Below are 23,469 nucleotides of genomic sequence, written 5' to 3' on the forward strand. Positions count from 1 at the left end.
ATGCGTGTCTTCGTATTTTTATTCCTCACTGCCTTTTCGTTGCAGTTACAAGCGTTCCAATTTGAACATCTAAATGGTGTCGTTCATGACTCAAATGATAACTTTTATTTGTCCTCGCACAATGGAGTATATAGATACGATGGTCGTCATTTTCTTCCTTTAAGTAAAGCAGCTGGATTACCAAGCGGTTTAGTTCGTGATATTAAACTGCAACATAAAACTTTGTTTTCTTTGTATTCCAATGGTGACGTTTGGATCACGGATCTAACAAGTCTAGAATCTAAAAAAATAGCGTCTGTGGAAGCGACAAAACTTGCCTTAACAAACTCATCGCTTTTCACTTTAGGAAAATATGATGTTAAAAGGATTGATCTTGATTCTGGAGTAGTTAGTACAATATACAGCAGTTCAAGCCGAGTTTTAGACATTGACGCGTTTGCAAATTTAGCCTACCTAATGACCAGAGATGGTGTGTTTTTAATACAAGATGGCGTAATAAAAACCGTTGAAGCACTAAGCATTGATAATGGCAATTTAGCGGCAACACCTCATGGCGTTGTCTATTTTGTTAATAATAGGTTGAGTTACTACTCTGCCCTACAGCAGCAACTTATTTCTAATATGGAAATACACAATGCTGATAATATCGTATTTTCTGCCCCCTATTTTATCTATTTTACAGATAACGAAAGTGTCAATGAAGTTACACTCACAGACCTAAATATTACAAGAACCGGTATTAATACTAAGAAGAAGAACTACAGCAAATTACATGTAGATGGCAAAAATCGGGTGTGGGGTTTAGGCCTAAATACGTTTGAGCCAATTGAAGTTGGTCTTAAGTCCTCTGAGTTGTCTTTAGGGTCTAAGTACAACGTACTTGAAGGCGTTGCTGGAGAGTTGTGGATTGGTACTACCAAAGGCATTTTTCAAAAGACCGGCAGAAATCATTTTGAGCCATTAACTTGGTTAAATAACCAAATATCTTCACAGGCATTCGAGGTAACGGCCTTTCAACTCTTTAATCGCGGTCTCGCGATAGGAACTGATATGGGTACCTACTTCGTGGATTTAGAGAGTAAGAAGGCAACAAAAGTCCATGATGATTATGTGCTTAATTTTTCAGTGATTGATAACACGTTGCATATCGCTACAAATGGGTATGGAGTTGTCGAAGTTAATTCAAACTTGGAATTAATAGTAGACAAAAAACTTAGACAATTGCTTCCAAGCTTAGAAGTATTAGACATAAATCATAGTGGTAACTATATCTATGCAAGCACCAAACAAGGTTTGTTGGTTGTTGATACACAAGACTGGACGCGCAATTTATTTGAAGATGGTGTAGTTGTCACTGATAGTTATGTTACAGAGGAAGGCCTATTTGCAGCGACTTATGGAAATGGTGTCTGGTTTAAACCCAATAGCGGTGCTTGGCAAAAGTTAAGCTCACCAAATTTTGTTAAGGAGTTTGTAGAGTTTAATGACAATCTGTATTTAGCGACCAACAATGGTGTCCACATTTTAGAAAGGGGGGCGGACCACACAAAATTGGTACCTGGTACAAAGACGCACTCTTTTACGATAGGAAGCCTTAAGGTTTTGGGCGACAAGCTTTATGCCGCCAGTTCAGATTTTATATTTGAGCTCACAACAGCACCCTCTGTCGATCTTTATGCACCAAAGATAACAAGTGTCACTTTCGATGGTAAAACCTACTTGGAGTTTTCTGGACTGGTTAGCCAGCATCCAGCTATTGAAATAACGATTAGTGACTACAATTTTATAGATCAGCATGTCAACTCGTTTGAAGCAAATATAAACAATAGCGGATGGCAAAAACTGTTAGCCGCGGGAATGCAACTTAGCAACCTAAAACCAGGTGGATACGAAATTTTATTTAGAGTTGAGAGTAAGGGCCGTTACAGCGATGTTACTGCGTTAACTTTTAACGTGGCTGCTCCATGGTATTCAACACCTTTAGCTATTTCAGTGTATGCTGCCTTGGTCTTTATCTTGGTGATAGCGATTTCCGCATACATATATATTTGGGTGCAGAGTTTTCATAAAGTTTTCAGAAATAATCAACAGCAATACCAAAAAGAAGACCTGAGTGATGCTGTCCTTAAAGTTACCGAAGCTAAAAAGCTATGTAGCGGTAATGACGCTATGATTTCAGAAGGTTTGGTTAAGCTTGAGCAAGCCCTTTTGAAGCTAGAGCCACTGGCAAGAGGTCATGCAGCACTTGGTAAAGAAAAGCTTAGTGTTGCTATCGGTATGTTGCAGGTTCATTGTTCATATATGAGTGATATGGAGCTCGAATTCAATATCTCCATTGGCGAGACACAACTTAAAAAGCAGTTGGAAAAGGACATATACAGTGTAACCTATCATTGTATTGATAATGCGCTTAAACATTCAAAAGCTACACAACTCAGCCTGTCCCTTAGTAAACAACAAGACCAAATTCATGTTTTAATTTCTGATAATGGCAAGGGAATGGCGCTTTATTCACGACTTCACTTCGGAGTCGGGATCTATACCATAAGACAAATTGCGAAAAGCTATAAAGCTAAATTGAATATTAAAAGTTCGAAAAAAGGAACTTCTATTCATTTTGTATTTCCGCTTTTGGAAATTGGCAGACCGAGTAAAGAAGAAATTCAAAAAGAGGTGTTAGAGAGACTGCAGGATTAAACATACACCAACAATATATTTTTATTTTACAGATTTTTTGGTGAGCTTACTTGGAAATGTCAATACGTCTTCGTCCACGTCTTGAAAAACTTAATATTGATTAGGTTTCTAATTTTATAACAATTATTTATATTCACTTTGGCTTGAAAAAACACAAAAAGGCGAGGGGTTCCCCTCGCCTTGCCTACAGTCTACTTAGTTTCTTAATTTATTCGCAGTAGTTGGCAACGTACGTTAAGTCGTTGATGTGCTCAGGACCATCCATAACATAGGTCGCTTGTGCAGTATTTGGATCTAATGTGTAGATCTTCGTGTCTTCACCTGAGTTACGGCCAGAGACGTATAATGTACCATCGGAGCTTACTGCCAAACCTGATGCCCAATTTACGCCATGCTCACCAATGAGGTCTAAAGTCATGTCGCCTTTATCTAGCGTATAAAGTGCTTTTCCAGTTAGTACGTAAATAACGTTAGTATCCGATGAATATGCGATATCACCGTGTGAGAAGTCGTCACCTGTATAGCTCAGCTTACCAAGCACTGTTTTTGCACCTGTTTGCATATCAAACTCATAAAGATATGTTTTGCTGCTGGCTAATAATTTAGTACCGTCAGGCGTTACTGCTGAGCGATATAATGGCCAAGAAACCGTATTCGCAGCTAAAGTTTGGGCTGCACTATCTAATGAAACTTTCCAAAGTGATGATGCTTTAGAGGCACTGTCATTTTGTTCCATAAAGTAAAGTGCGCCATTGTGTGCAGCAATGTTTGACGCTGTGTTAGCGACGCCTTCAACGTACGCATAGGTACCACTGTCTATATCGAATTGATAAACATAGCTGTTGCTATCTTCACCAAAGCTATTGATGCCATAAACACCGACTTTGCAGGTGACTGGTGGCTCTGGAGGTGTAATTTCCTCCTCTTCTGTCACGACTATATTGTCTACTAACGCGCCTAATGAGTCAGAAGTACCTAAACCCTGAAAACGCAACTGTGTCGAACTACCTGTCGCTTCAACGGTGTACTCGTACTTTGTCCAACCAAGGGTCGTCGCATTCATCGTTACTAGTGTGTTATCGCCAAACCATGCACGTGCTCGGTTAGTTGAGTCATTGTCTTTAACTCGAGGCGAGTAATAAAAACTCACTTTATACTTTTTACCCGCCGTTGTTGGGATATCCTGGTAGATTGTATAATTTGCAGTTGAGTCAAGTTCTAGGTATTGATTGCCGTCCTGAGGCACGACAATACCAAGGCTTTGCTTCTGAATTTCGAATTTGGCGCCTTCTCTACTCCAACCTTGGAGGTTGTCAAATAACGCCCAATCTTCAGGAATGTTGCCTGATGTTTCAAATGAGCCGTTAACTACTAGGTTGTCGGCAGCACTTGCTGTACCAATAACTGACATTAACGCTAAGGTTGCAAAGTTAAGTTTCATAGCCACTCCAATGAAATAGAGGTAATGTAAATTTTTTGTTTACAATAACATTACTAAATATACTACCATTGTCGTATCTTTTTGGTTGTCGGTCAATGAATAACCGAAAAACCAGATTTTATGATGTTTTGCGGCTCTAAATGGATTTAAAAGTTAGTACTTTAGTGTTGGTTTTTGGGTGTGAAAAGTAGGTATCAATAACAACTCGATCTTTCAAGAAGCCAGTGACTTTATTATTCAACCTATGACTTGGATAAGAAACTAGCCAATTCATTGTTTTCAAATCGAGTAGTTAACCTTAACCCATGGATGTTTGATCGTAGTAATGAAAATCTAGTTGTAGCTATCCTTCGCGGGCTACAGACCGAACGCAATCCTACTCTAGAGTAACTCCATACCTATGCGACCCACTTCAACTTTTCCAACCTAACTTTAGAGGCTCTTTTGGTTATGGCTTTGACTTCTTTAATGAAGCAAATCAAGGTTGGGGAGGAAAGATGCAAGATGACCTACAAGATGCTGCAAACTGGTTGGTTGCAGAAAAGTATGGGCTCAAACATAAAATCTGTATAGGTGGCGCGAGTTACGGTGGTTACGCGGCACTAATGGCTGTGGTAAAACATCCTGAAACATTTCAATGTGCAGCAAGTTTTGCTGGTGTAACAGACTTAGAATCGATAGTCAGTCGCGCGCGCTTTTTCACAAACAAAGAGCTTGTTCGCGATCAATTTGGACAAGATACTGATAAACTTGAAGCACAATCCCCGGTTAACTACGCCAAGCAGATTAACCGCCCCGTGTTACTTATTCATGGTGATGACGATAAAGTCGTGCCGGTGAATCATAGTCGCGACATGGCAGATGAACTTGAAGATCATGATAAGAAGCTCAAATATATAGAACTCGAGGATGGGAACCATCATCTGAGTTATCAAGCACATAGAGTGAAGACGCTCACTGAGTTTTTAGCTTTTTTCGAAAAACATCTTAAGTAGCAAAGCGCCGCAAGTAGCGGCGCTTTTTATTGAGAGTACGGCTTCTTCTGTCACAGAGTTGGTGTATGATAGCGGCTAACATAAAGGAGAATTATTGTGCAGCTCGTTAAATTATTCGCCATGGCGTTGATGCCTATGCTCGGTGTATTTCAGGCCTCGGCAACGTCATTTTTAGTCTTTGGTGATATGCCCTATTCGGAGATAGACAGAGGCATGCTGATGCCAAATGGTGCTCTGCATGAAAAGGTAAACGATATACAGCATGATTTTATGGTGCACGTAGGTGATATGAAATCCGGTGCTGAGCCCTGTACAGACCAGCTGCTTAAAGATAATTATGCTCTGATCTCAAGTGTGAGTAGTCAACCATTTATATTCACGCCTGGAGACAATGATTGGACAGACTGCGACCGTGAAACTCTGAACCCTAGATTTGATGAGTTAGAAAGATTGGATTTCATCCGTAAACACTTTGCGGTGCAAATACCTGACCTTCCAAAGTTTAAACGTCAGCAAACAGTACCTGAAAATCAATCTTGGATAGTGGATGACGTACAGTTTTTGACTTTACATGTACCCGGCACCAACAATGGCCGCAGACAAATCTTATTATCTGATAAAAAAGCAGTGCACGCTGTGTCCCTACGTCGTGATATAGAGAATATTAAATGGCTAGATAGCTTGCTTACGCCAAGCCATAAAGCCGCGGTGATATTTTTACAAGCCGACCTCTATCAAAAAGAGAAGCACTCTGGGCGATGTGATAAAAACTCGAAAGCTAAGTGCGATGGTTATCAGTTATATCGAGAGACACTTGCAGAATACGCCGCTCAGCTCAGTTATCCGTTGTTGTTGATACATGGAGATACGGGAGAGTTTTGCTTTTCTGAACAGTCAAAGAATTTATGGCGTCTTAACGCCCCTGGAGATTTTCAATATTTAGATATTGCAAAGGTTAAAGTCAAGGGGGATAAAAAGAAGCCGTTCAAGGTAACACCACTTCTTTCACAAGATAAAATAGCTAAATGTAAGGGGCTGTAAAGCCCCTTTACGCTCCTTTTACGTTGCAGCTCAAAAGCGCTGCGCTAGCGGCTTTCCTAGATTGTTTACAGTAAAAGCTCGCTCTGTTTGTTGTGGCTTTCAAACTGCTCTTGCTTGACTGTATTGACAAAGTGCCACTCACTTTCCACCTTCTCTTTGGTGAAATTAAGCGTTAAATAACCACGCTGATGAATATTGGCATATTCAAGGTCATCGACTAGTAATTGCAATACCTCAGCAAATTGTAGCGCCTGCTCATCGCCTAATTGCAAGTAATGCTCAAGTCCCGGAGAGCTAACAGAAGCTGTCGCGTATTCCTGACCACAGACGACTCCGCTCGCATCGCAGAGCTTGCCAGACCACGCATTGTGCGTATCTCCAGCAACGACAACTAAGTTTTTATTGGTCGCTTTTGCTGTTTGTAAGATCACTTCTCGTTCAACCGGGTAGCCGTCCCATGCATCCAAATTATAAGGTGCGGTAAATGTGACTCGCGCTTTTTCTTGTTCTGACAACGTTGAGTCACCAGCAAGCAGTCTACCCTTTATTTGAGCAAGCTCTGTTAATTGCGTCGACATTTGTGCAGAAGGATTAGCAAGAGACATTAGCAGCTCGGCTGGGATCATCATTTTTGTCATCAGTACTTGTTGCCCTAGGACTTGCCATTTAGCGGCAGAAGTCTTCAAGTTATCGGTTAGCCAAGTAAGTTGATTTACGCCCAATAGCTGTTGTGAAGGTGCGGTGAGGTCTGCTTGAAATCCGGCAAAATCCATTTGTCCTGTTGTAGGGTCAATATAATCTTGATAGTCGAGTGCTTTAGCTCGGCTCTCATGACGAGTATCTAACATATAGAGTGATAACAAGTCACCAAATTCAAATTTACGATAGAGGCTCTCGAGTTGATCTTTAACCATCGGGCGTACTGGCATCCATTCGTAATAGGCCTGTAATGCAGCAAGCTTTCGGGCGGCGTACTCCCCTTCTCCTTCATTATGATTCTCTGCGCCATCGATGTATGAGTCGTTACATACTTCGTGGTCGTCCCATACCGCAATAAATGGCGTACTGGCGTGAAGAGCTTGCAGCCCAAGATCGGTACGATATTTTGCATAGCGACGGCGATAATCATTCAATGAAATAATCTCGTTCGCATTATCTGCATCAAGCCCTCGTCCCATTGCTTCTGCATTTTCAGTGGCATACCCACCCATACCATATTCGTATATATAATCACCTAAATGTAACACCGCGTCTAAATCGCTGCGTTTCGCGGCCTCTGCGTAGACGTGAAAGTAACCCGCCGGATAATTTGCACAGGACATGACGGCAAGTTTTACCTGAGTTACATCGTTAACGGGTAAGGTTTTGAATTTACCTATGGGTGAATGCGTTTCCTTAGTCACGAAACGATAAAAGTAGCGGCTATTTGCCGTCAGGCCATTAAGATCTACTTTAACGGTGTAATCGTTTTTTGCTAATGCGGCCAGCTGGTGGCTTTGGAGTAAGACACCAAAATCTTCAGATTCTGATACTTGTAGAGTGACATCCACACTGTTAGCTGTACCTTCAGGCGTGACTCGCGTCCATAATATAATGCTATCAGCTAAAGGATCCCCACTTGCAACACCATGGTTAAATGCGACAGCGAAATCGTTGCTTGCAACCGCTTTACTATTACTACTTCCACAACCAACTAACGAGACACTAATGGTGGCAGCGCTAACGCCCATTAACGCACTTTTAATAAAATCTCGACGGGTAAAACTTGCCATTATTATTGTTCCTTAACTGCAAAATGCGCCATATTGGGCGCACTTATCTACTACTTGAGAAACTAGCTTAGTTAAGCATTATTACAATTTTACGATTCGTTTTGGTTGTGGCGGTTGTTCTTTGCTGTTTAATTAGTGCGGACTTGGAACAACTAGATTTCTACCACGGCTCTTGGCTTCAAGTAACATAGCTTCAGTACGGCGAATGATACTCTCAACGCCAGACTCGCCTGCACCAAATTCAGCGATCCCAAATGAGCTGGTGACATCAACCTCCTCACCTACTGCAATTTGGAATGATGCTTGCGCTATAGAGTTGCGAGCCCGTTCAGCAACTAGGATTGCACCCGCTAAGCTGGTATTAGGCAGTACCAGCGCAAATTCGTCACCACCCAGCCGGGCTATCAAATCCGTGTCTCGTAACATTTCAGATAGTAGTGTACTAAAGTGAACGAGTAACAAGTCCCCAGCATGATGCCCAAACTGCTTGTTGATTGTTCGGAAGTTATCGAGGTCGGTAATTATAACGCTAAATGGTATTTTGTAGCGTTCATACAGTCTAATTTGACTATCGATCTTATCGCTTAGCTGCCTGCGACTAGAGACACCAGTTAGTGGATCGGTTTTGGCGATGAAATCAAGCTCTTTACGTAAATGCTTGAGTTCACATTGTATGGTTTTTGTGTTGGTGATGTTGTCTCCGTAGATTACAAACGCACCTTCTTGCAATGAAAAGCATTTTAGCCTAAAAAATTCACCGTTTAAGGTATCAATTTCAATTTCTGGGTAGTCTAATTCATAGCCTTTGTCTAAGCCTAAAAACCACTCTGTGAGTTCATCGCCGTCAATTCTGTCATCAAACGTATCGTCTGTTTGTGGGTCGAAGATATTACTTAGTGTGCGCCCTGTTATGTGAGACGAAGATTGTCCGATTAGCTTGGCCATAGCCTTATTGCAAAATTCAAATACCGACTTGTTGCTAAGAATGGCAACTGCATCGTTGCTTTTATTGAGCACGCTACTTAATAGGGATTGTAAATGGTTAGCGTTAGACATAATTCGATTCCGTTAGGCTTTTTGTTATTTTAAGTCAATCGAGAAGATCTATCTTAAATCTCACGAAAATCAGACAAAAAAGATAATTTGATTTCGTTCTTTATATTGATTGATTCCAATTAGGCACCAATAATATTCCATTTCACTTATATTTAATGCAACAAATGAAACGTATAGTTACCTCCATACATAAAGGAGGAACTATGTTAAAACCAACGCAACTCACAACGATTATTTCTGCTTTGCTACTGCTAAGTGCATGTGGCGAAGTTGAACAGGCAACAGCTCAAACACCGCCTCTGCAAGCGATCGATGTAGCGGCAACACCGCAAATCAGCATTGCTGATTGGCATACCTATACAACACGCCTTTCGTCTCCAAACGAAGTCGCACTTCGCGCCCGCGTTACGGGGTGATTAGTTCGGTAAATTTCAAAGAAGGAGACACAGTGCGCCAAGGCGATGTTCTATTTGAACTTGACGACAGAACTTTCTTGGCAGAGGTTGCCAGTCTTGGTGCACAAGTAAAGCGCGCCGAGGCGGCCCTTACGCAAGCAAAAAGTGAGTCCGCTCGTGCGCTTCGTTTAAGTAAGCAAAAGGCGATTTCAACAGAAGAAGTCGATGCCCGTGTTTCGCTTACCACGCAGCGTGAAGCCGAACTTGATGCGCTTCGAGCTTCATTTAAAGCGGCTCAGCTAAACCTAGAGTTTAGCAAAGTCACAGCACCAATCAGCGGTAAAATTTCATTTGCTGAGGTCACTAAAGGCAACACCATTAGAGCAAACGACACCTTACTTACTACGATAGTCGCAACCGATAAGATGTATGCGTACTTCGATATCGACGAGCGTACTTGGAATAGCCAATTTGCATCAGTGACGGAAAGTGAGCCGCTTCCTGTGAAATTACAGCTACTCGGCCGAGAGTCACAACCAGTCATGGGTAAGCTAGACTTTATCGACAACGCTATTGATGACCACTCTGGAACACTAAAAGTACGCGCTTCTTTTGACAATCACGGTAGGCAACTACGACCAGGCTCGTTTGCGCGAGTGAGCCTTTCTTCCGGTGAGCAAAACGATCGAGTATTAATTCCAGACCGCGCAGTGGGTACAGATCTTAAAAATCGTTTTGTTCTTGTCGTAAACGACGCTAATACACTTGAATATCGTCTAATCACACTGGGTAATCGCTATGGCGAATTTCGTGCTGTTGAGTCGGGTTTAGCCGCAGGAGAGCGTATCGCTGTGAATGGTCCAGCGCGTGTAGGCCCAGGCATGCCGATAAGCCCAAACTCAGTGACGCTTACCTTGCCAGATAGCATTGCCACTGAAGTGGTTGCTATGACGCCAGGCGATTCTTCACAAGGATTAAACTAATAATGAAATTTTCCCATTTTTTCATTAAGCGCCCTATTTTTGCGGCGATGATGTCGCTCGTGATATTAATCGCAGGGCCATTTCTCTGTTTCAGCTTCCTGTGAGTGAGTATCCGGAAGTTGTACCGCCTACGGTTGTGGTATCTGCAACCTATCCCGGCGCAAACCCAAAAGTCATTGCTGAAACGGTTGCAACACCGCTTGAACAAGAGATCAATGGTGTTGAGAACATGATTTATATGTTTTCTCAAGCAACCAGTGATGGTCGTTTAACGCTTACCGTGACTTTTGCGCTGGGTACTGATTTGGATCGTGCCCAAGTCCAAGTACAAAATCGGGTGAATAGCGCTATTCCAAGATTACCGCAAGAAGTGCAACGTTTAGGGGTTGTGGCTGAGAAGGCGTCACCTGATCTCACTATGGTGGTGCATTTGGTATCGCCAAGTGGCTCGCATGATACAAGCTACCTCTCTAATTATGCCGATATTTATGTTAAAGATCAGATAGCGCGTTTGCCGGGAGTTGGTGATGTAAAGCTATTCGGCGGCGGTAAATACGCGTTGCGGATATGGCTAAACCCCGAGCAATTGGCTGAAAGAAACTTAACCGCAAGCGATGTGGTCCGAGCAATCCAACAACAAAACCGCCAAGTAGCAGCGGGCTCTTTAGGTGCTCAGCCTACAACGAATGAAAATCAGTTCCAAATTCTCTTAAACGTTAAAGGCCGTTTGGCAGATACCAGTGAGTTTGACAATATTATTGTTAGTGTATCGAGCGATGGTGCGGTAACCCGGCTCAAAGATATTGGCCGTGTTGAGCTTGGACAAGATAATTACGCGTTAAGAGCTTTGCTGGATGGCAACGAAGCGGTGGCAATGCCGATTTTCCAACGTCCCGGCTCTAACGCAATAGAATTGTCGGATCAGGTGCGTGAAACCATGAAAGCGTTATCGACACGTTTCCCTGAGGGGGTTGAATACGATATCGTTTATGATCCAACTATTTTTGTTCGCGGTTCAATCGATGCGGTAATTTCGACATTATTAGAAGCCATCGTACTTGTCGTATTGGTCGTTATCTTATTCTTGCAAACATGGCGCGCCTCTATTATTCCACTCGTGGCAGTGCCTGTATCGTTAGTTGGGACCTTTGCCGCGATGCAGTGGCTTGGTGTTTCTATCAATACGTTGTCGTTGTTTGGTTTGGTACTAGCTATCGGTATCGTAGTCGATGATGCCATCGTCGTGGTTGAAAACGTTGAGCGTAACATTGAAAACGGCCTTGCGCCCTTTGAGGCAACTAAACAAGCGATGTCAGAGGTGACAGGCCCTATTATAGCGATTGCGTTGGTGCTTTGTGCGGTGTTTATTCCAACTGCATTTATTACCGGGTTGTCAGGCCAGTTTTACAAACAGTTTGCGCTTACGATTACGATTTCGACGCTGATCTCGGCATTTAACTCATTAACATTATCACCTGCGCTGGCTGCGTTACTGTTAAAACCGCACGGTGCTAAACCTGACAAACTCACAATCGTGTTAGATAAATTGTTTGGTCAATGGCTATTCAAACCGTTTAATCGCTTTTTTGATAAGGCAGCTCACGGCTATGTTGGACTGGTAAAAAAACTCATTAGACTGAGCACCATTGTTTTGGTGGTGTATTTAGGGTTAATTTTTGCTACTACTAAGTTGTTTAGCACAATTCCTGGCGGCTTTATTCCACAGCAGGACAAGCAGTATCTCGTTGCGATTGCGCAACTGCCAGACGCTGCGAGTTTGGACAGAACAGAAGCCGTTGTACGTGAGATGGAACAAATTGCCCTGCAGACTCCAGGTGTCTTACATTCCGTGTCTTTCCCTGGCCTTTCAGTGAATGGCTTCACAAATAGCCCAAATAGCGGGATTGTATTTGTTGCCTTAGACAAATTTGAAAATCGCACATCGCCCGAGTTGTATGCGTCTTCAATCGCAGCGCAGCTCAATCAGAAGTTTGCCATCATAGATGAAGCGTTTGTCGCGGTTTTCCCGCCGCCACCAATACAGGGGTTAGGCACGACAGGTGGTTTTAAACTGCAAATTGAAGATAGGGGCAACCTAGGCTTTGAGAAGCTATTCTCGGACTTACAAGCGGTGATCGCAAAAGCGCAGCAGCAACCGGAGCTAATGGGACTCTACTCAAGCTTTAGGATCCAAGTACCGCAAATGGACATTGATATCGACCGTGAGCAAGCCATGGTGCAAGGTGTTCCACTTGAGGAAGTGTTTAATGCATTACAGATCTATTTAGGTTCAATGTACGTCAATGACTTTAACTTATTTGGTCGCACTTATCAGGTCACCGCACAGGCTGACGCTAACTTTCGCTCAGATCCAGCACAAATTCTGTCTTACAAAGTAAGAAACAACTATGGTCAAATGGTGCCACTTGGCGCGGTACTCAAAGTCACCCCGACAACAGGACCTGATCGTGTGATGCACTATAACGGTTATCCTACTGCTGAGTTAAATGGCAGCCCTGCGCCCGGCTACTCTTCGGATCAAGCGCAAATAGCAATTGAAGCTGTGCTAAACGAAACGCTTAGTGAAGGCATGGCATTTGAATGGACTGAAGTCACCTATCAGCAGATCCTCGCTGGTAACGTGATGGTGTATATCTTCCCACTGGTTGTGCTGTTGGTGTTTATGGTTTTGGCGTCGCAATACGAAAGCCTAAAGCTACCATTTGCAATCATCCTCATTGTACCAATGACCATATTATCAGCCCTAATTGGAGTGTGGCTAACAGGCGGTGACAATAATATCTTTACCCAGATTGCACTCATCGTTTTGGTCGCTTTGGCATGTAAAAATGCAATCCTAATGGTGGAATTTGCCAAAGAAGAGTACGAACAAGGCAAGACTAATTTGGAGTCAATTATTGAGGCATGTAAGCTGCGTTTACGTCCGATTCTTATGACGTCGATTGCCTTCACCGCAGGGGTTGTACCTTTGGTACTCGCAACCGGTGCGGGTGCTGAAATGCGTGAGACCATGGGGATTGCGGTATTTTCTGGAATGATAGGTGTCACATTATTTGGTTTATTGTTTACGCCAATTTTCTTTATGGCGATGACCAAGCGGCTTTACACGCCAAAAATACGTGAAGCGCAGAGTACGCGCGATGGTATTCCTGTAAAGGATTAACTTGTAATCATGCTTAAAGGCCCATCGGGCCTTTTTTTGCTGCTTTTTATTGCCTTGTAATCACACTATTCACCTTAACTTCATCCTCTTACGCTATATTGCCAGATACCGTTTTTATCTTGCCGGAGTCTGCTTGTGAAATCTCAAATTGCCTTTGCCGTTTTGTTTACCTCTGTTCTAAGTGCGTGTGGCGAGGACATCTCAAATCGTAAAATTGAGCTTAGTGAAACACTTAGCCGGTATCAATGCGATAATAATTCGGTGATAAAGGTTGACTACAACGACAGTGATAAGGCAACAGTCCATTTTAACGAACAAGTGGTTAAGATGAAGATTGCTCGCTCAGCCAGCGGCGCAAAATACCAAGGTGATGGGTTTGTGTGGTGGACAAAAAACGACGAAGGAATGTTACTTAGACAGGAAGATGATAAAAACAACCGCATCGTCGCACGTTGCGAGATGCGGCCCAATGAAGCCTTAACAGTGAAGGCGCAATCAAACTGATTATAAATGCTCGTCCCAATAGGCAACGTCACTTATATATAGAATTAGGATGTCTTATACCGACAACTTTTCAGGCGTAGCTAAAGTACTTTTTACAAACCCAATGGCAGCGCTTACATCAGCAAATAAAACTTTATCCAATGGCTCTGGCATACCTATTTCCTTGCGCATTTTTTCAATCTGGCTTTTCGCAATTGCCGACTTCAACACATACGCAGCACTAACACAGCCTAACTGCAGACAGCGCTTTGCTATGTTTACCAGTAACTTGTATGCTTCTGGTGTTGCAGCGATGGCATTTTCTGAATAACTCACGTAACCCCATGTCGATGCGTGGATCTCAGCTCGACATTGCTCTAAAGCCCTAGAAAAATAATGGATCATAGATTCATTAATATTTCCTTCGAAACAGGCAAAGAGGATATTTTGCTCGGTCCAGAGGGTTACTTTCCCGCACCGAGTTTGATAACTATATTTTGACATTAATCCTTATCCAGCTCCTTTCGAAGTGCGGATTATACATCAGCACGACAAGATTAAAAAAGAGCGATTGCTACTTTTTTAACCTAAATCGTATTTAAAGCTTATGGCTCAGCGAGTTGCTGTTTCGCTGCTTCAGATTCTTCTTTTAGGTAGTTATTAAACGACAAACCTAAAAACTGCGGTAAAGTTGCGCTAATTGCCAAGGAAGACAAAGTACCAATGAGAATGCCACAACATAACGCCATGGCAAAACTATTAAGTCCAGCACCGCCTAACCACCATATCGCCAACACCGTTGTGAGCGTTGTTAATGAGGTGATCAGCGTGCGACTCATTGAGTCTTTTATCGCTCGATCTATGGTATTGCCCACTGGGCTGGTTTTCCAATGCTCTTCGAACAACAACTCCCTTACTCTGTCACCTATGACAATGGAATCGTTGAGAGAGTAGCCAATAATCGCCAGCAGCGCTGCAAGCACGGTTAAGTCAAACTCTACTTGCGTTATTGCAAACAAACCAAGCGTCACAATCACATCATGAAAAAGCGCGATACTTGCAGAGGCTGCCAAGCGCCACTCAAATCTAAACGCCAAGTAAATCAATACACTAAGTAATGCGAATATACCTGCAAGGCCACCTTGTTCTATTAACTCATTACCCACCTGCGCACCAAGATAACTGGCGTCTAACACACTAGCTTGCCATTGTGTTTCAAGTCCTTCTATCCACTGTTTGACGTGTGCTTCGTCGGTGGACTCAGGGGTTTGGAAAACTCGCCAGCTACCATCGTTTTGCAGATCAATTCGCGCATTTTGAACATCAAGCTCGGCTAGCTTGTTTTGCATTTCTGTTTGGCTCTTTTGCTTGGGTAAGTCGATAACCGTAACGTAACCGCCGGTAAAGTCTTGGCCTAATACAATGCCTTTTTGGGTGATGGCTATGAGACTTGCAAGGACAAGTAACAATCCAGAAATTAGCCCGACGAATCTTGCCTTTTGCGTTTTACTTGTCATTTTACTTTACGCCTTTACGTGATTTTGAATAAAGAGATTCTGATAACATACCGGAGACGACCACACCGGCGAAAATACTGGTTACTATGCCCAGCGCCAAAGTGATCGCGAACCCTTTTACTGGTCCATAACCGATACCAAGTAGGATAAGAGCAGTTATCATCGTGGTTAAGTTAGCATCGATAATACTCGACATGGCTTGTTGATAACCTTGCTTTAATGCAGTAACCATCCCGATGCCTTTACGTCTTAATTCGCGAACTCGCTCAAAAATAATCACATTGGTGTCGACTGCCATACCAATAGTCAAGACTAGGCCCGCAATGCCGGGCAAGGTAAGCACCACACCAGGAAGCAGCGACATTAATCCAATCAGGCAAACTAAGTTTACCAGTAATGAGGTAATGGCCACTGCGCCTAGCTTGCGATACCATATTGCCATAAACAGCAAAGTTAGGCTTAACCCTAAAGCCAATGCTTTAAAGCCGCTTTCAATATTCTTTTCGCCCAATGAAGGACCAATGGTTTGCTCTTTCACAAAGGTGATTGGTGCGTCTAGAGAACCCGCTCGTAACAATAATGCTAACTCCTGCGCGCGTTCCATAGTTTGCATATTGGTAATACTGAATCGGGTATTTAATACTTGTTGAATAGTGGCTACTGAAATCACTTCCGTTTTGCGCTTAATCTCTCCTTTTGGATCCGCGTAATATTCGCTGAATACAGTAGCCATTGGTTTACCAACATTGTTTCTAGAAAATCGATTGATCTTTTCACCACCTTGAGAAGATAAGAATAGTTCCACTAAAGGTTTTCCGTATTCGTCTCTTCCTGCTGTTGCGGACTCTATTTCATCCCCGCCAAAAATGGCAACTGGGTCGACTGAAATCGGAGCGCCAGACTTATCCTTTAATTTTTGACCTCCCATTTCTTGTAATGCATGAAATGAAAGCTTTGCTGTTGCGCCGATAATACGCTTGGCTTGTTCTGGGTCTTGCACGCCAGGTAATTCAATTCGTATATAATTAGTGCCTTGACGTTGCGTAACCGCTTCTGTGATCCCGAGTTCCTCAATACGCGAACGTAAGGTAGACAGCGCTTGCGTCATAAGCTGCTTATCGAACTCCGCTTTTTTCGCTTCTGCAAAGCGGAAGTTAACTTTAATTAAACTGCCTTGACTATGGGTTGTATTGGTTAATTGAGGGTATAGCTCGCGCAGTGTCGCCGTTAGTGCAACGAGTTCATTTTGCCCTTGTGCTTTAGCAATCACCTCAACCTGCTCACTATTAATAACTTGAGGGATAGAAAGGTTACGATAACGATTTTTTATCCGTAGGCTATTGGCTTCATCAGCGAGAGATTGTAGTTTATTTTGTGCAGCTTGTTCTGTGTCAACCTTGAGTACGAACAACACACCGCCGTCCAAGTCTAGTCCTAGCTTGATCGGTTTGAGTCCTGTGCTTTCTAACCACTGTGGCATTGTTGAAGCACTAACAACCTTAACACTTAGCTTTGAGTGAGACTCAGCCATATAAGCACGCGCTTCGGCGGTTAGCGTGCGGTTTTCAAGTTCAACTAAATAGCCACCTTGATGAGACTCAATTTGCTTAACTTTGAATCCCTCTCCTTCTAGCTGAGATTTAAGCTCAGGCAGTGACAGAGGCACAACCTCGTTACTACTTGCTTGAATTTGAATCAAATTCTTATTGGGATACAAGTTTGGTAGTGCACAAAGAATCAACAGGAATACAATAAGCGCAGTAAAAAAGCGTTTTGCACGCGCTGTAGTGCCACGAGGGTTTGACAATCTCGCTGGCGAATTGATATCTTTCATATTTTTCTCATTATCTATCTGAGCGATACCTATTTGCTAACGAAGTGACCTGACTAAATCCAGTCATGCGGGTGTTAGGATGTTGGTATAGCACTCGAAACCTAAAATTTGGATACTTTATTGGTCATAGATAATGATTAAGAGGCGAAGCTTAGGCTGCCTTTGAAGGTTAAGTTTGCCGGCTTACAGTTGTCGATAAAGCCATTATTTGGCCGAGTATCACACATATACCAAGGCACAGGTTTAGGTCTATTGATGTCATAGACTGAGGCCGGCACATATTTTTCTGCTGCTAGCTCAAAAACAAGCGCATATTCGGCTTGTTGTTTAGGATGTAGAAAGTAACTAGGATGGCTAGTGCGCTCGCGTTCTGGCAATAAGCCTTTTTCGTGATGCGTGGTTTCAACACTGATCTTTATTGGAGTCGCTGGACTTGGTTTACTCGCTAACTGTTCCGTGTTAGCAAGGCGCTTCAGAGCGATGTTTTCAACGCTCGTGCTGTGCGTATCAGCAGTATGGGAAAAGTTATTGTCGGAGGTTCCTGTCGCGCACGCAGCCGTTACCCATAGCAAAATGAGTAATGATATAACGGCAAAAAGGCTAGAACGCTTCATGAAAACTGATTAAACAACTTATTATATTTAGATATAAACACGAGATTGGGGCGATAGTAGCAAATTCAAGAGCGCGATATCAATGATACCGAATGAGATAGGCATAAAAAAACCTCCAACGTGGGAGGTTTTTCTTGTCCAGCGAGTGGATTAAGGATTTACTTGGTCTTTTAGGCCTTTACCAGCTTTGAACGAAGGAATGTTCGCAGCTGGGATTTGGATTTCAGCGCCAGTTTGTGGGTTACGACCAGTACGCGCAGCGCGCTCTTTTACTGTAAATGTGCCAAAACCAACTAAAGCAACAGAACCGCCATCTTTTAGTGTGTTAGTTACTGCGCCAGTAAACGCTTCTAAAGCGCGAGTTGCCGCTGCTTTTGAAATCTCTGCGTCTGCCGCCATCTTTTCAACTAGTTGAGCTTTATTCATTATTAGATTCCTATAACTTTATAATTTGCCTAAGCAAAACCTATGTTTATGTATTTTTCGTTTATGTGCAACCCCAAAATTGCGAAATTCGACGAAATATTTATTATTTTATTACGTTTCGCCCCGGATCCCGCGGGTTTGTAATCAAACGCTATCAATTTGCTCGCACCTGCGCAAGCTTTGTACCCCATAAAATGCGATTAAAACTAACTATCATATAGAATCCCACACTCCACAGTGCACCAAAAGTAGGCCAAAAAACGTACCAAGGGTTTGAAATAGAAACTACGCCAAAGTTTGCAGCGCCAAGATAGCTTGGCGGCGCACAAACCAAAAATATCAATAAGAGCAAGGGAGCCTTCAGCGTTAGCAGTTTGGAAAGCGCATTGTTTATCGTTAGCACCAATGCTATCCACAAAACCCAAAGCCAAAGTGGAAGTAACTCGCTGCCTTGGTAATTGATGAGCTGGGTTTTGACCGCAATGAATTCAATGCCAATCCCTATGATAGAGCCCACCAATGCAAGCACCAAATTGAGACGTATATTTTGGTGCCCTGCGAGCATAACTAAACAGCCAATCAACATGTACCAAAGCGCATCGGCTTGGAAAAATAATGCAGCAAACCAAATGCTTTGGAAGATAAGTGCGTTAGTAATCCAATGTTTGAGTACAGGCATTTGACTGATATCTCGGTTTTCTGGCGACTAAATGCACGGCACTGGTGGCTCTACGCTTAAAAGCGCCCTCACAGTAGCACAGATAAAATTGCCAAAGGCGATAAAAGCGCTCATCGAAACGTTTACCGTCGAGTGAAGGCCAAGCTTTTTCAAACCGAACACGCCAGTCATATAGCGTTCTGGCGTAGTGCAAACCGATATCATGGAGTTCGTGGACAACCATATCCGTGGAATTTAAAATTTGCTTACTCATTTCACTGATGGACGGAAGACAACCGCCAGGGAAGATATACTGCTGAATGAAATCCGATTGTTTAAGGTAATGTTGATAACGCTGACAGGCTATGGTGATGGCCTGAATTAGCATTGCGCCGGTCGGTTTTAGCAAGTCGTTGCATTTGGTAAAGAAGCCCGATAGATATGCGTGCCCAACTGCTTCAATCATTTCAATGGACACCAGTTTGTCGTATTGGCCTTCCAATTCGCGGTAGTCTTTCTTTAATAGCGTGATGTGTTGCTGCAACCCTTCTCTTTCAATTAGCGCTGTTACATAGGCGTATTGTTCTTCTGAGATGGTTGTCGTTGTTACATGACAGCCGTAGTTTTTTGCAGCATAGACAGCAAATGCGCCCCACCCAGTGCCAATCTCAACTACTTTGTCATTTGGCTGAAGATCTAAGCGCTCGCAGATCGCTGCTAGCTTATGTTGCTGGGCTTCTTCTAATGTTGCCTCCTTTGAAGGGTACACAGCACTAGAATAGAGCATTTCTTCACTTAAAAATGATTCATACAGGTCATTACCAAGGTCGTAATGGGCCACAATATTGCGCTTTGAGCCTTGTTTTGAGTTTTTGTTTTTGAGATGCTTTATTTTGTTAGCAATACCAGAGAAAACCGCAAACTTATTTTCAAACGCATCGAGCTGAGCTTGATTTAGGACGAAAATTTCAATCAGTCTAGTTAAATCTGAGCAGCTCCAGTGACCAAGAATGTAAGACTCACCGGCTCCTACGCTACCGCCAAGTGCAAATAACTTGTACATTTGCGCAGAATGCACATGAATATCTACGCTAAAACTTGTTTCAGACTCACCAAAACAGTATTTTTGGTTGCCTTCGACAAGTACCACTTTTCCAGTTTCTAACGTATTCAACGCGCCAAAGACGAGCTTTTTATACAATCTATCGAATGTAGAAAGCGAAATTGATGAGGATATTGTCGTGGTATTTTCCATCTTATACTCTTCCGGGATGCCCAACAAAAGGCACTTTTTTTAAAAATAACTTCAACGCTTGCCAATAGATGCCTTTAGCTATGTTCCATGTCATAGCAGGAAACCGCTTTAGCAATTGATTAATATTTGCCTCGTTGAGTTCCTGCTTTTTGAGCGCCATCGTGGCATCAAATAGCAATTCGTCACCTTTTCTATTTTCTATATGGATTAGCGTGTTGCTACCAGGTGGTTTTACTTTCCAATGGTAGTGCATATCCAAACTCATAAAAGGTGATACGTGAAATTCCTTTTTAAAGTTCACTTCTTTATTTAATTCAACTAAATAAAAATGTCGCTCATTCCAAGGCGTATTGCTTACTTCAGCAAGCATATGGCTGAAACCAGCCCCCTTTTCGTCTTCAAAAAAGTAGAAATTAACCGGACTGAAGTAAAAGCCTAAACAGCGTATTTGCGCCATTAAATATACTTTTGTTTGTGAAGAAACGGGTTTGCCTAGTGCATTTGATTTAGCACGTGCGCGCTCATCTAAGCTTTCCCCTTCCGTGAGGATATAGTCAGCTTGATTGAATTTAAGGAGTTTTAAGCCGGATGTACCAAACTTTGACGAAATACTATTGAGTGTTTCTATCTCACTTAAATCTAACCACATCATATACATGGGATAGGAAAATGCGTGTTCGGCATGGGCGAATCGCCGGTGCCGAACTTTGCCCACCAGTATTGCACTATTCAAAATGAGATACCCAGTTGTTCAGCCACGTCTACCGCACTTCTCACACCATCTTCATGAAAGCCGTTGAACCAGTACGCACCGCAAAAATAACTATGGTGTTTACCATCAATTTCAGCTTTACGTTTTTGGGCTGCAATGCTGGTGGTATTAAATACCGGATGATGATAAACAAATCGGCGGATCACTTTGTCTTCAGCTATCCCTTCATCGTGATTTAATGTGACACAGTATTGATGTTTGGCATCAAGCCCTTGCAATATGTTCATTTGATAGGTGACGACAGCGGCTTTGTCTGTCGCTTCGTTTAACAAATAGTTCCAACTGGCCCATGCGAGCGGACGCTTAGGCAATAAACGGGTATCTGTGTGTAGCACCACTGAGTTTGCTGTATATGGGATTGCCCCTAGTATCGCTTGTTCATCACTAGATGGTGTATTTAATAATGCCAATGCCTGATCGCTATGGCATGCAAAGACGACTTTATCGAAGTACTCGTTGCTGCCATCCTTAAAGACTATTGTCACACCAGATTCGTCACGAGTCACCGTCTCGATGTCGGCATTAAGCACAATATTGTCCTTAAATTCTGCCACCAATGGTTGGACGTATTCCCTTGAACCACCCGGAATTACATACCACTGAGGACGGTTAGTAATGTCCAATAATCCATGGTTGAAGAAAAACCGGACAAAGAATTTGGCTTCGAAGTCGAGCATCTCTTTGATGCTGGTTGACCAAATTGCAGCGCCCATCGGCAAGATATAGTGTAGCTTAAAAAATTCATTAAATTGGTGTTGCTGTAATAGTTTGCCAAGCGTTTCAACACCATCATAGTCGTCTTTTTCATATAAGGACTTACAGAGCTTGTTGAAACGCACTATATCCCTTAACAACCGCCAGAATGTTGGCCTTAGCAGATTCCGCTTTTGTGCAAATAAAGTGCGTAGTGAATGACCATTGTACTCGAATTTGGATCTACTGTTGTGAACACTAAAACTCATTTCAGTTTCTTGGCGACTGACACCGATTTCAGCTAGCAGCTTCTCAAATTTGGGATAAGTTCTGTCGTTAAATACGATAAAGCCGGTATCAATTGCGAGTTTTTCGCCCTGATATTCAACATCGATGGTTGCCGTATGTCCGCCAATATAATTATTTTTTTCAAAGACCTTGACGTCGTGTTGACGACTTAAAAGGTATGCTGCGGTCATACCTGAAATACCGCTTCCAATTATTGCAATCTTAGCCACGGGCTATCCTTTTTGCGAGAGGTAACCACAGTGCAAACGGCAGTAACCTGAGAAGTTTTAAAAATAAGGTAAATCTTTTTGGAAAATGTATTTCTTTGCTGCGTTTCTCTATTCCTTTACTAATGTACTCGACAGCTTCATTGACACTCACAATAAATGGCATCGGAAAGTCGTTTTTGTCTGTCAACGGCGTTTCTACAAAACCCGGGTGGACTAAGGTTACATCAACGTCATTTAATGTTGCAGTCAATGTGCGCGCTAAATAGCTGACAGCCGCCTTTGAAGCTCCATAAGCTTCAGCACGAGGTAAAGGTAAAAATGCGCTACTGGAGCTTACAATACAAATTTGCCCGCCGGCTTTAATTTTTGGCAGTAATACGTCTAGACAGTGGCCGATTGAAATGACATTGATATTCATTATTCGCTCAAACAAATGGCCGTCGAATTGGTTGGGATTATCAATATACTCACAACCACCTGCATTGAGAATTACGAGATCTAGCTCGTTAATATCTTTGAAGTTATGTTCTATCTCATCGCGATTTGTTAAGTCAAACGCTTTACTCTTAACACCTACGCTGTTTTCCAATTCGCCTAACACTTCTGTGTTACGGCCGCAGGCCGTTACTTGATGGGACTGTTTTGCATAGTATTCAGCAAGGCCTTTACCTATGCCTGATGTTGCGCCGGTAATTAAGACATTACTCATGCTGTGATCCTTTTATCCAATAGTCGAATAACCCCACCGAGCAGTGGGACTTGGCGATACAGCATTTGTGCACTGTCGAAGTAATCCCTATGTTGCGCTACTTTTTCGCCAATAAAGCTCAAGCGACTATGGCCATCGACTTCAATAAGCTTACCGCCATTTAGCTTTGGGTGTTGGTATGACATAGTCCAGTAGATGAAGCTAACGTCATCGACTTGATAGGCGTTTGTAACACGAAACTCGATTTCAGAGACATTTTCATACAAACCTTGAAAATAGCTCGTTAGCGCATCAAGCCCTTGAATTTTATGAAAAGGGTCTACAAAACTGATGTTCTCGGTGTAGATTGAAGCCAATTTACCGAGGCAGTATTTGTCTATTTCATTATAAATTGCCACGAATCGCTGCGTTCTGTGATCCATACCT

General features: G+C 42.7%; 19 protein-coding genes and 2 pseudogenes. 7 read left to right on the plus strand and 14 right to left on the minus strand.

Going from position 1 to position 23,469, the window contains the following annotated elements; translation table 11 throughout:
* The gene (locus B1L02_RS20270; protein WP_088532587.1) at positions 1-2,697 is read left to right on the plus strand and encodes an ATP-binding protein; all 2,697 of its coding nucleotides are present in this window, start codon (positions 1-3) and stop codon (positions 2,695-2,697) included.
* Between the two features lie 208 nt (positions 2,698-2,905).
* Here the strand turns inward: B1L02_RS20270 and B1L02_RS20275 are convergent, their stop codons facing one another.
* Positions 2,906-4,138, minus strand: coding sequence for a DUF642 domain-containing protein (locus B1L02_RS20275; RefSeq protein ID WP_088532588.1), 1,233 nt, complete (start codon positions 4,136-4,138; stop codon positions 2,906-2,908).
* Between the two features lie 416 nt (positions 4,139-4,554).
* Between B1L02_RS20275 and B1L02_RS20280 the strand changes: the two are divergent.
* Together B1L02_RS20280 and B1L02_RS20285 are read left to right on the plus strand one after the other, a co-directional pair.
* Positions 4,555-5,133 (plus strand): annotated as a pseudogene (locus B1L02_RS20280) (alpha/beta hydrolase family protein); the annotation flags it as partial.
* Positions 5,134-5,229: 96 nt separating this feature from the next.
* The gene (locus B1L02_RS20285; RefSeq protein ID WP_088532589.1) at positions 5,230-6,174 is read left to right on the plus strand and encodes a hypothetical protein; all 945 of its coding nucleotides are present in this window, start codon (positions 5,230-5,232) and stop codon (positions 6,172-6,174) included.
* A 65-nt stretch (positions 6,175-6,239) separates the two neighbouring features.
* Here the strand turns inward: B1L02_RS20285 and B1L02_RS20290 are convergent, their stop codons facing one another.
* Both B1L02_RS20290 and B1L02_RS20295 read right to left on the minus strand, forming a co-directional pair.
* A complete protein-coding gene (locus B1L02_RS20290) occupies positions 6,240-7,946 on the minus strand; it encodes an alkaline phosphatase D family protein (protein ID WP_088532590.1) in 1,707 nt (568 codons plus the stop codon).
* 132 nt (positions 7,947-8,078) lie between these two features.
* On the minus strand, positions 8,079-9,002 hold the full coding sequence (locus B1L02_RS20295) for a GGDEF domain-containing protein (RefSeq protein ID WP_088532591.1): 924 nt from the start codon (positions 9,000-9,002) through the stop codon (positions 8,079-8,081).
* A gap of 203 nt (positions 9,003-9,205) precedes the next feature.
* Here B1L02_RS20295 and B1L02_RS24750 point away from each other — a divergent pair, with 203 nt between their 5' ends.
* The 4 genes and pseudogenes from B1L02_RS24750 (at position 9,206) to B1L02_RS20310 (ending at position 14,068) form a co-directional block, all read left to right on the plus strand.
* Positions 9,206-9,418, plus strand: a complete 213-nt coding sequence (locus tag B1L02_RS24750) for a hypothetical protein (protein WP_232003231.1) — start codon at positions 9,206-9,208, stop codon at positions 9,416-9,418.
* Between the two features lie 32 nt (positions 9,419-9,450).
* Complete coding sequence (locus B1L02_RS20300) at positions 9,451-10,380, plus strand: efflux RND transporter periplasmic adaptor subunit (protein ID WP_232003232.1); 930 nt, start codon at positions 9,451-9,453, stop codon at positions 10,378-10,380.
* 2 nt (positions 10,381-10,382) lie between these two features.
* A pseudogene (locus B1L02_RS20305) lies at positions 10,383-13,564 on the plus strand (efflux RND transporter permease subunit).
* A 135-nt stretch (positions 13,565-13,699) separates the two neighbouring features.
* Entirely contained in the window at positions 13,700-14,068 is a 369-nt protein-coding gene (locus tag B1L02_RS20310) for an MliC family protein (RefSeq protein WP_088532592.1), read from the plus strand.
* A 54-nt stretch (positions 14,069-14,122) separates the two neighbouring features.
* On the opposite strand, the gene B1L02_RS20315 is transcribed toward B1L02_RS20310, so the two are convergent.
* The 11 genes from B1L02_RS20315 to B1L02_RS20365 form a co-directional block, all read right to left on the minus strand.
* The gene (locus B1L02_RS20315; RefSeq protein WP_088532593.1) at positions 14,123-14,551 is read right to left on the minus strand and encodes a hypothetical protein; all 429 of its coding nucleotides are present in this window, start codon (positions 14,549-14,551) and stop codon (positions 14,123-14,125) included.
* A gap of 101 nt (positions 14,552-14,652) precedes the next feature.
* Positions 14,653-15,564, minus strand: coding sequence for a protein translocase subunit SecF (gene secF / locus B1L02_RS20320; RefSeq protein WP_088532594.1), 912 nt, complete (start codon positions 15,562-15,564; stop codon positions 14,653-14,655).
* Between the two features lies 1 nt (position 15,565).
* Complete coding sequence (gene secD / locus B1L02_RS20325; RefSeq protein ID WP_088532595.1) at positions 15,566-17,398, minus strand: protein translocase subunit SecD; 1,833 nt, start codon at positions 17,396-17,398, stop codon at positions 15,566-15,568.
* A 137-nt stretch (positions 17,399-17,535) separates the two neighbouring features.
* Complete coding sequence (locus B1L02_RS20330; protein WP_088532596.1) at positions 17,536-18,012, minus strand: hypothetical protein; 477 nt, start codon at positions 18,010-18,012, stop codon at positions 17,536-17,538.
* Between the two features lie 150 nt (positions 18,013-18,162).
* Positions 18,163-18,438, minus strand: a complete 276-nt coding sequence (locus B1L02_RS20335; protein WP_088532597.1) for an HU family DNA-binding protein — start codon at positions 18,436-18,438, stop codon at positions 18,163-18,165.
* A 154-nt stretch (positions 18,439-18,592) separates the two neighbouring features.
* Complete coding sequence (locus B1L02_RS20340) at positions 18,593-19,117, minus strand: DUF2878 family protein (protein ID WP_088532598.1); 525 nt, start codon at positions 19,115-19,117, stop codon at positions 18,593-18,595.
* Positions 19,089-20,351: an SAM-dependent methyltransferase gene (locus tag B1L02_RS20345; protein ID WP_088532599.1), complete on the minus strand. Its 1,263-nt coding sequence runs from the start codon at positions 20,349-20,351 to the stop codon at positions 19,089-19,091. Before B1L02_RS20345 ends, B1L02_RS20340 begins: the two co-directional genes overlap by 29 nt.
* Before the next feature lies 1 nt (position 20,352).
* Complete coding sequence (locus B1L02_RS20350) at positions 20,353-21,066, minus strand: DUF1365 domain-containing protein (protein ID WP_232003233.1); 714 nt, start codon at positions 21,064-21,066, stop codon at positions 20,353-20,355.
* 14 nt (positions 21,067-21,080) lie between these two features.
* On the minus strand, positions 21,081-22,334 hold the full coding sequence (locus B1L02_RS20355; protein WP_088532601.1) for an NAD(P)/FAD-dependent oxidoreductase: 1,254 nt from the start codon (positions 22,332-22,334) through the stop codon (positions 21,081-21,083).
* Positions 22,327-23,043, minus strand: a complete 717-nt coding sequence (locus tag B1L02_RS20360) for an SDR family NAD(P)-dependent oxidoreductase (RefSeq protein WP_088532602.1) — start codon at positions 23,041-23,043, stop codon at positions 22,327-22,329. The genes B1L02_RS20355 and B1L02_RS20360 overlap by 8 nt, the downstream gene beginning before the upstream one ends.
* Positions 23,040-23,465 (minus strand): nuclear transport factor 2 family protein, encoded by a 426-nt coding sequence (locus tag B1L02_RS20365; RefSeq protein ID WP_088532603.1) that lies wholly within the window; start codon positions 23,463-23,465, stop codon positions 23,040-23,042. Before B1L02_RS20365 ends, B1L02_RS20360 begins: the two co-directional genes overlap by 4 nt.
* Between the last annotated feature and the right edge of the window lie 4 nt (positions 23,466-23,469).

The sequence above is a fragment of the Pseudoalteromonas piscicida genome, assembly GCF_002208135.1.
GTDB classification, from domain to species: Bacteria; Pseudomonadota; Gammaproteobacteria; order Enterobacterales; family Alteromonadaceae; genus Pseudoalteromonas; species Pseudoalteromonas piscicida_A.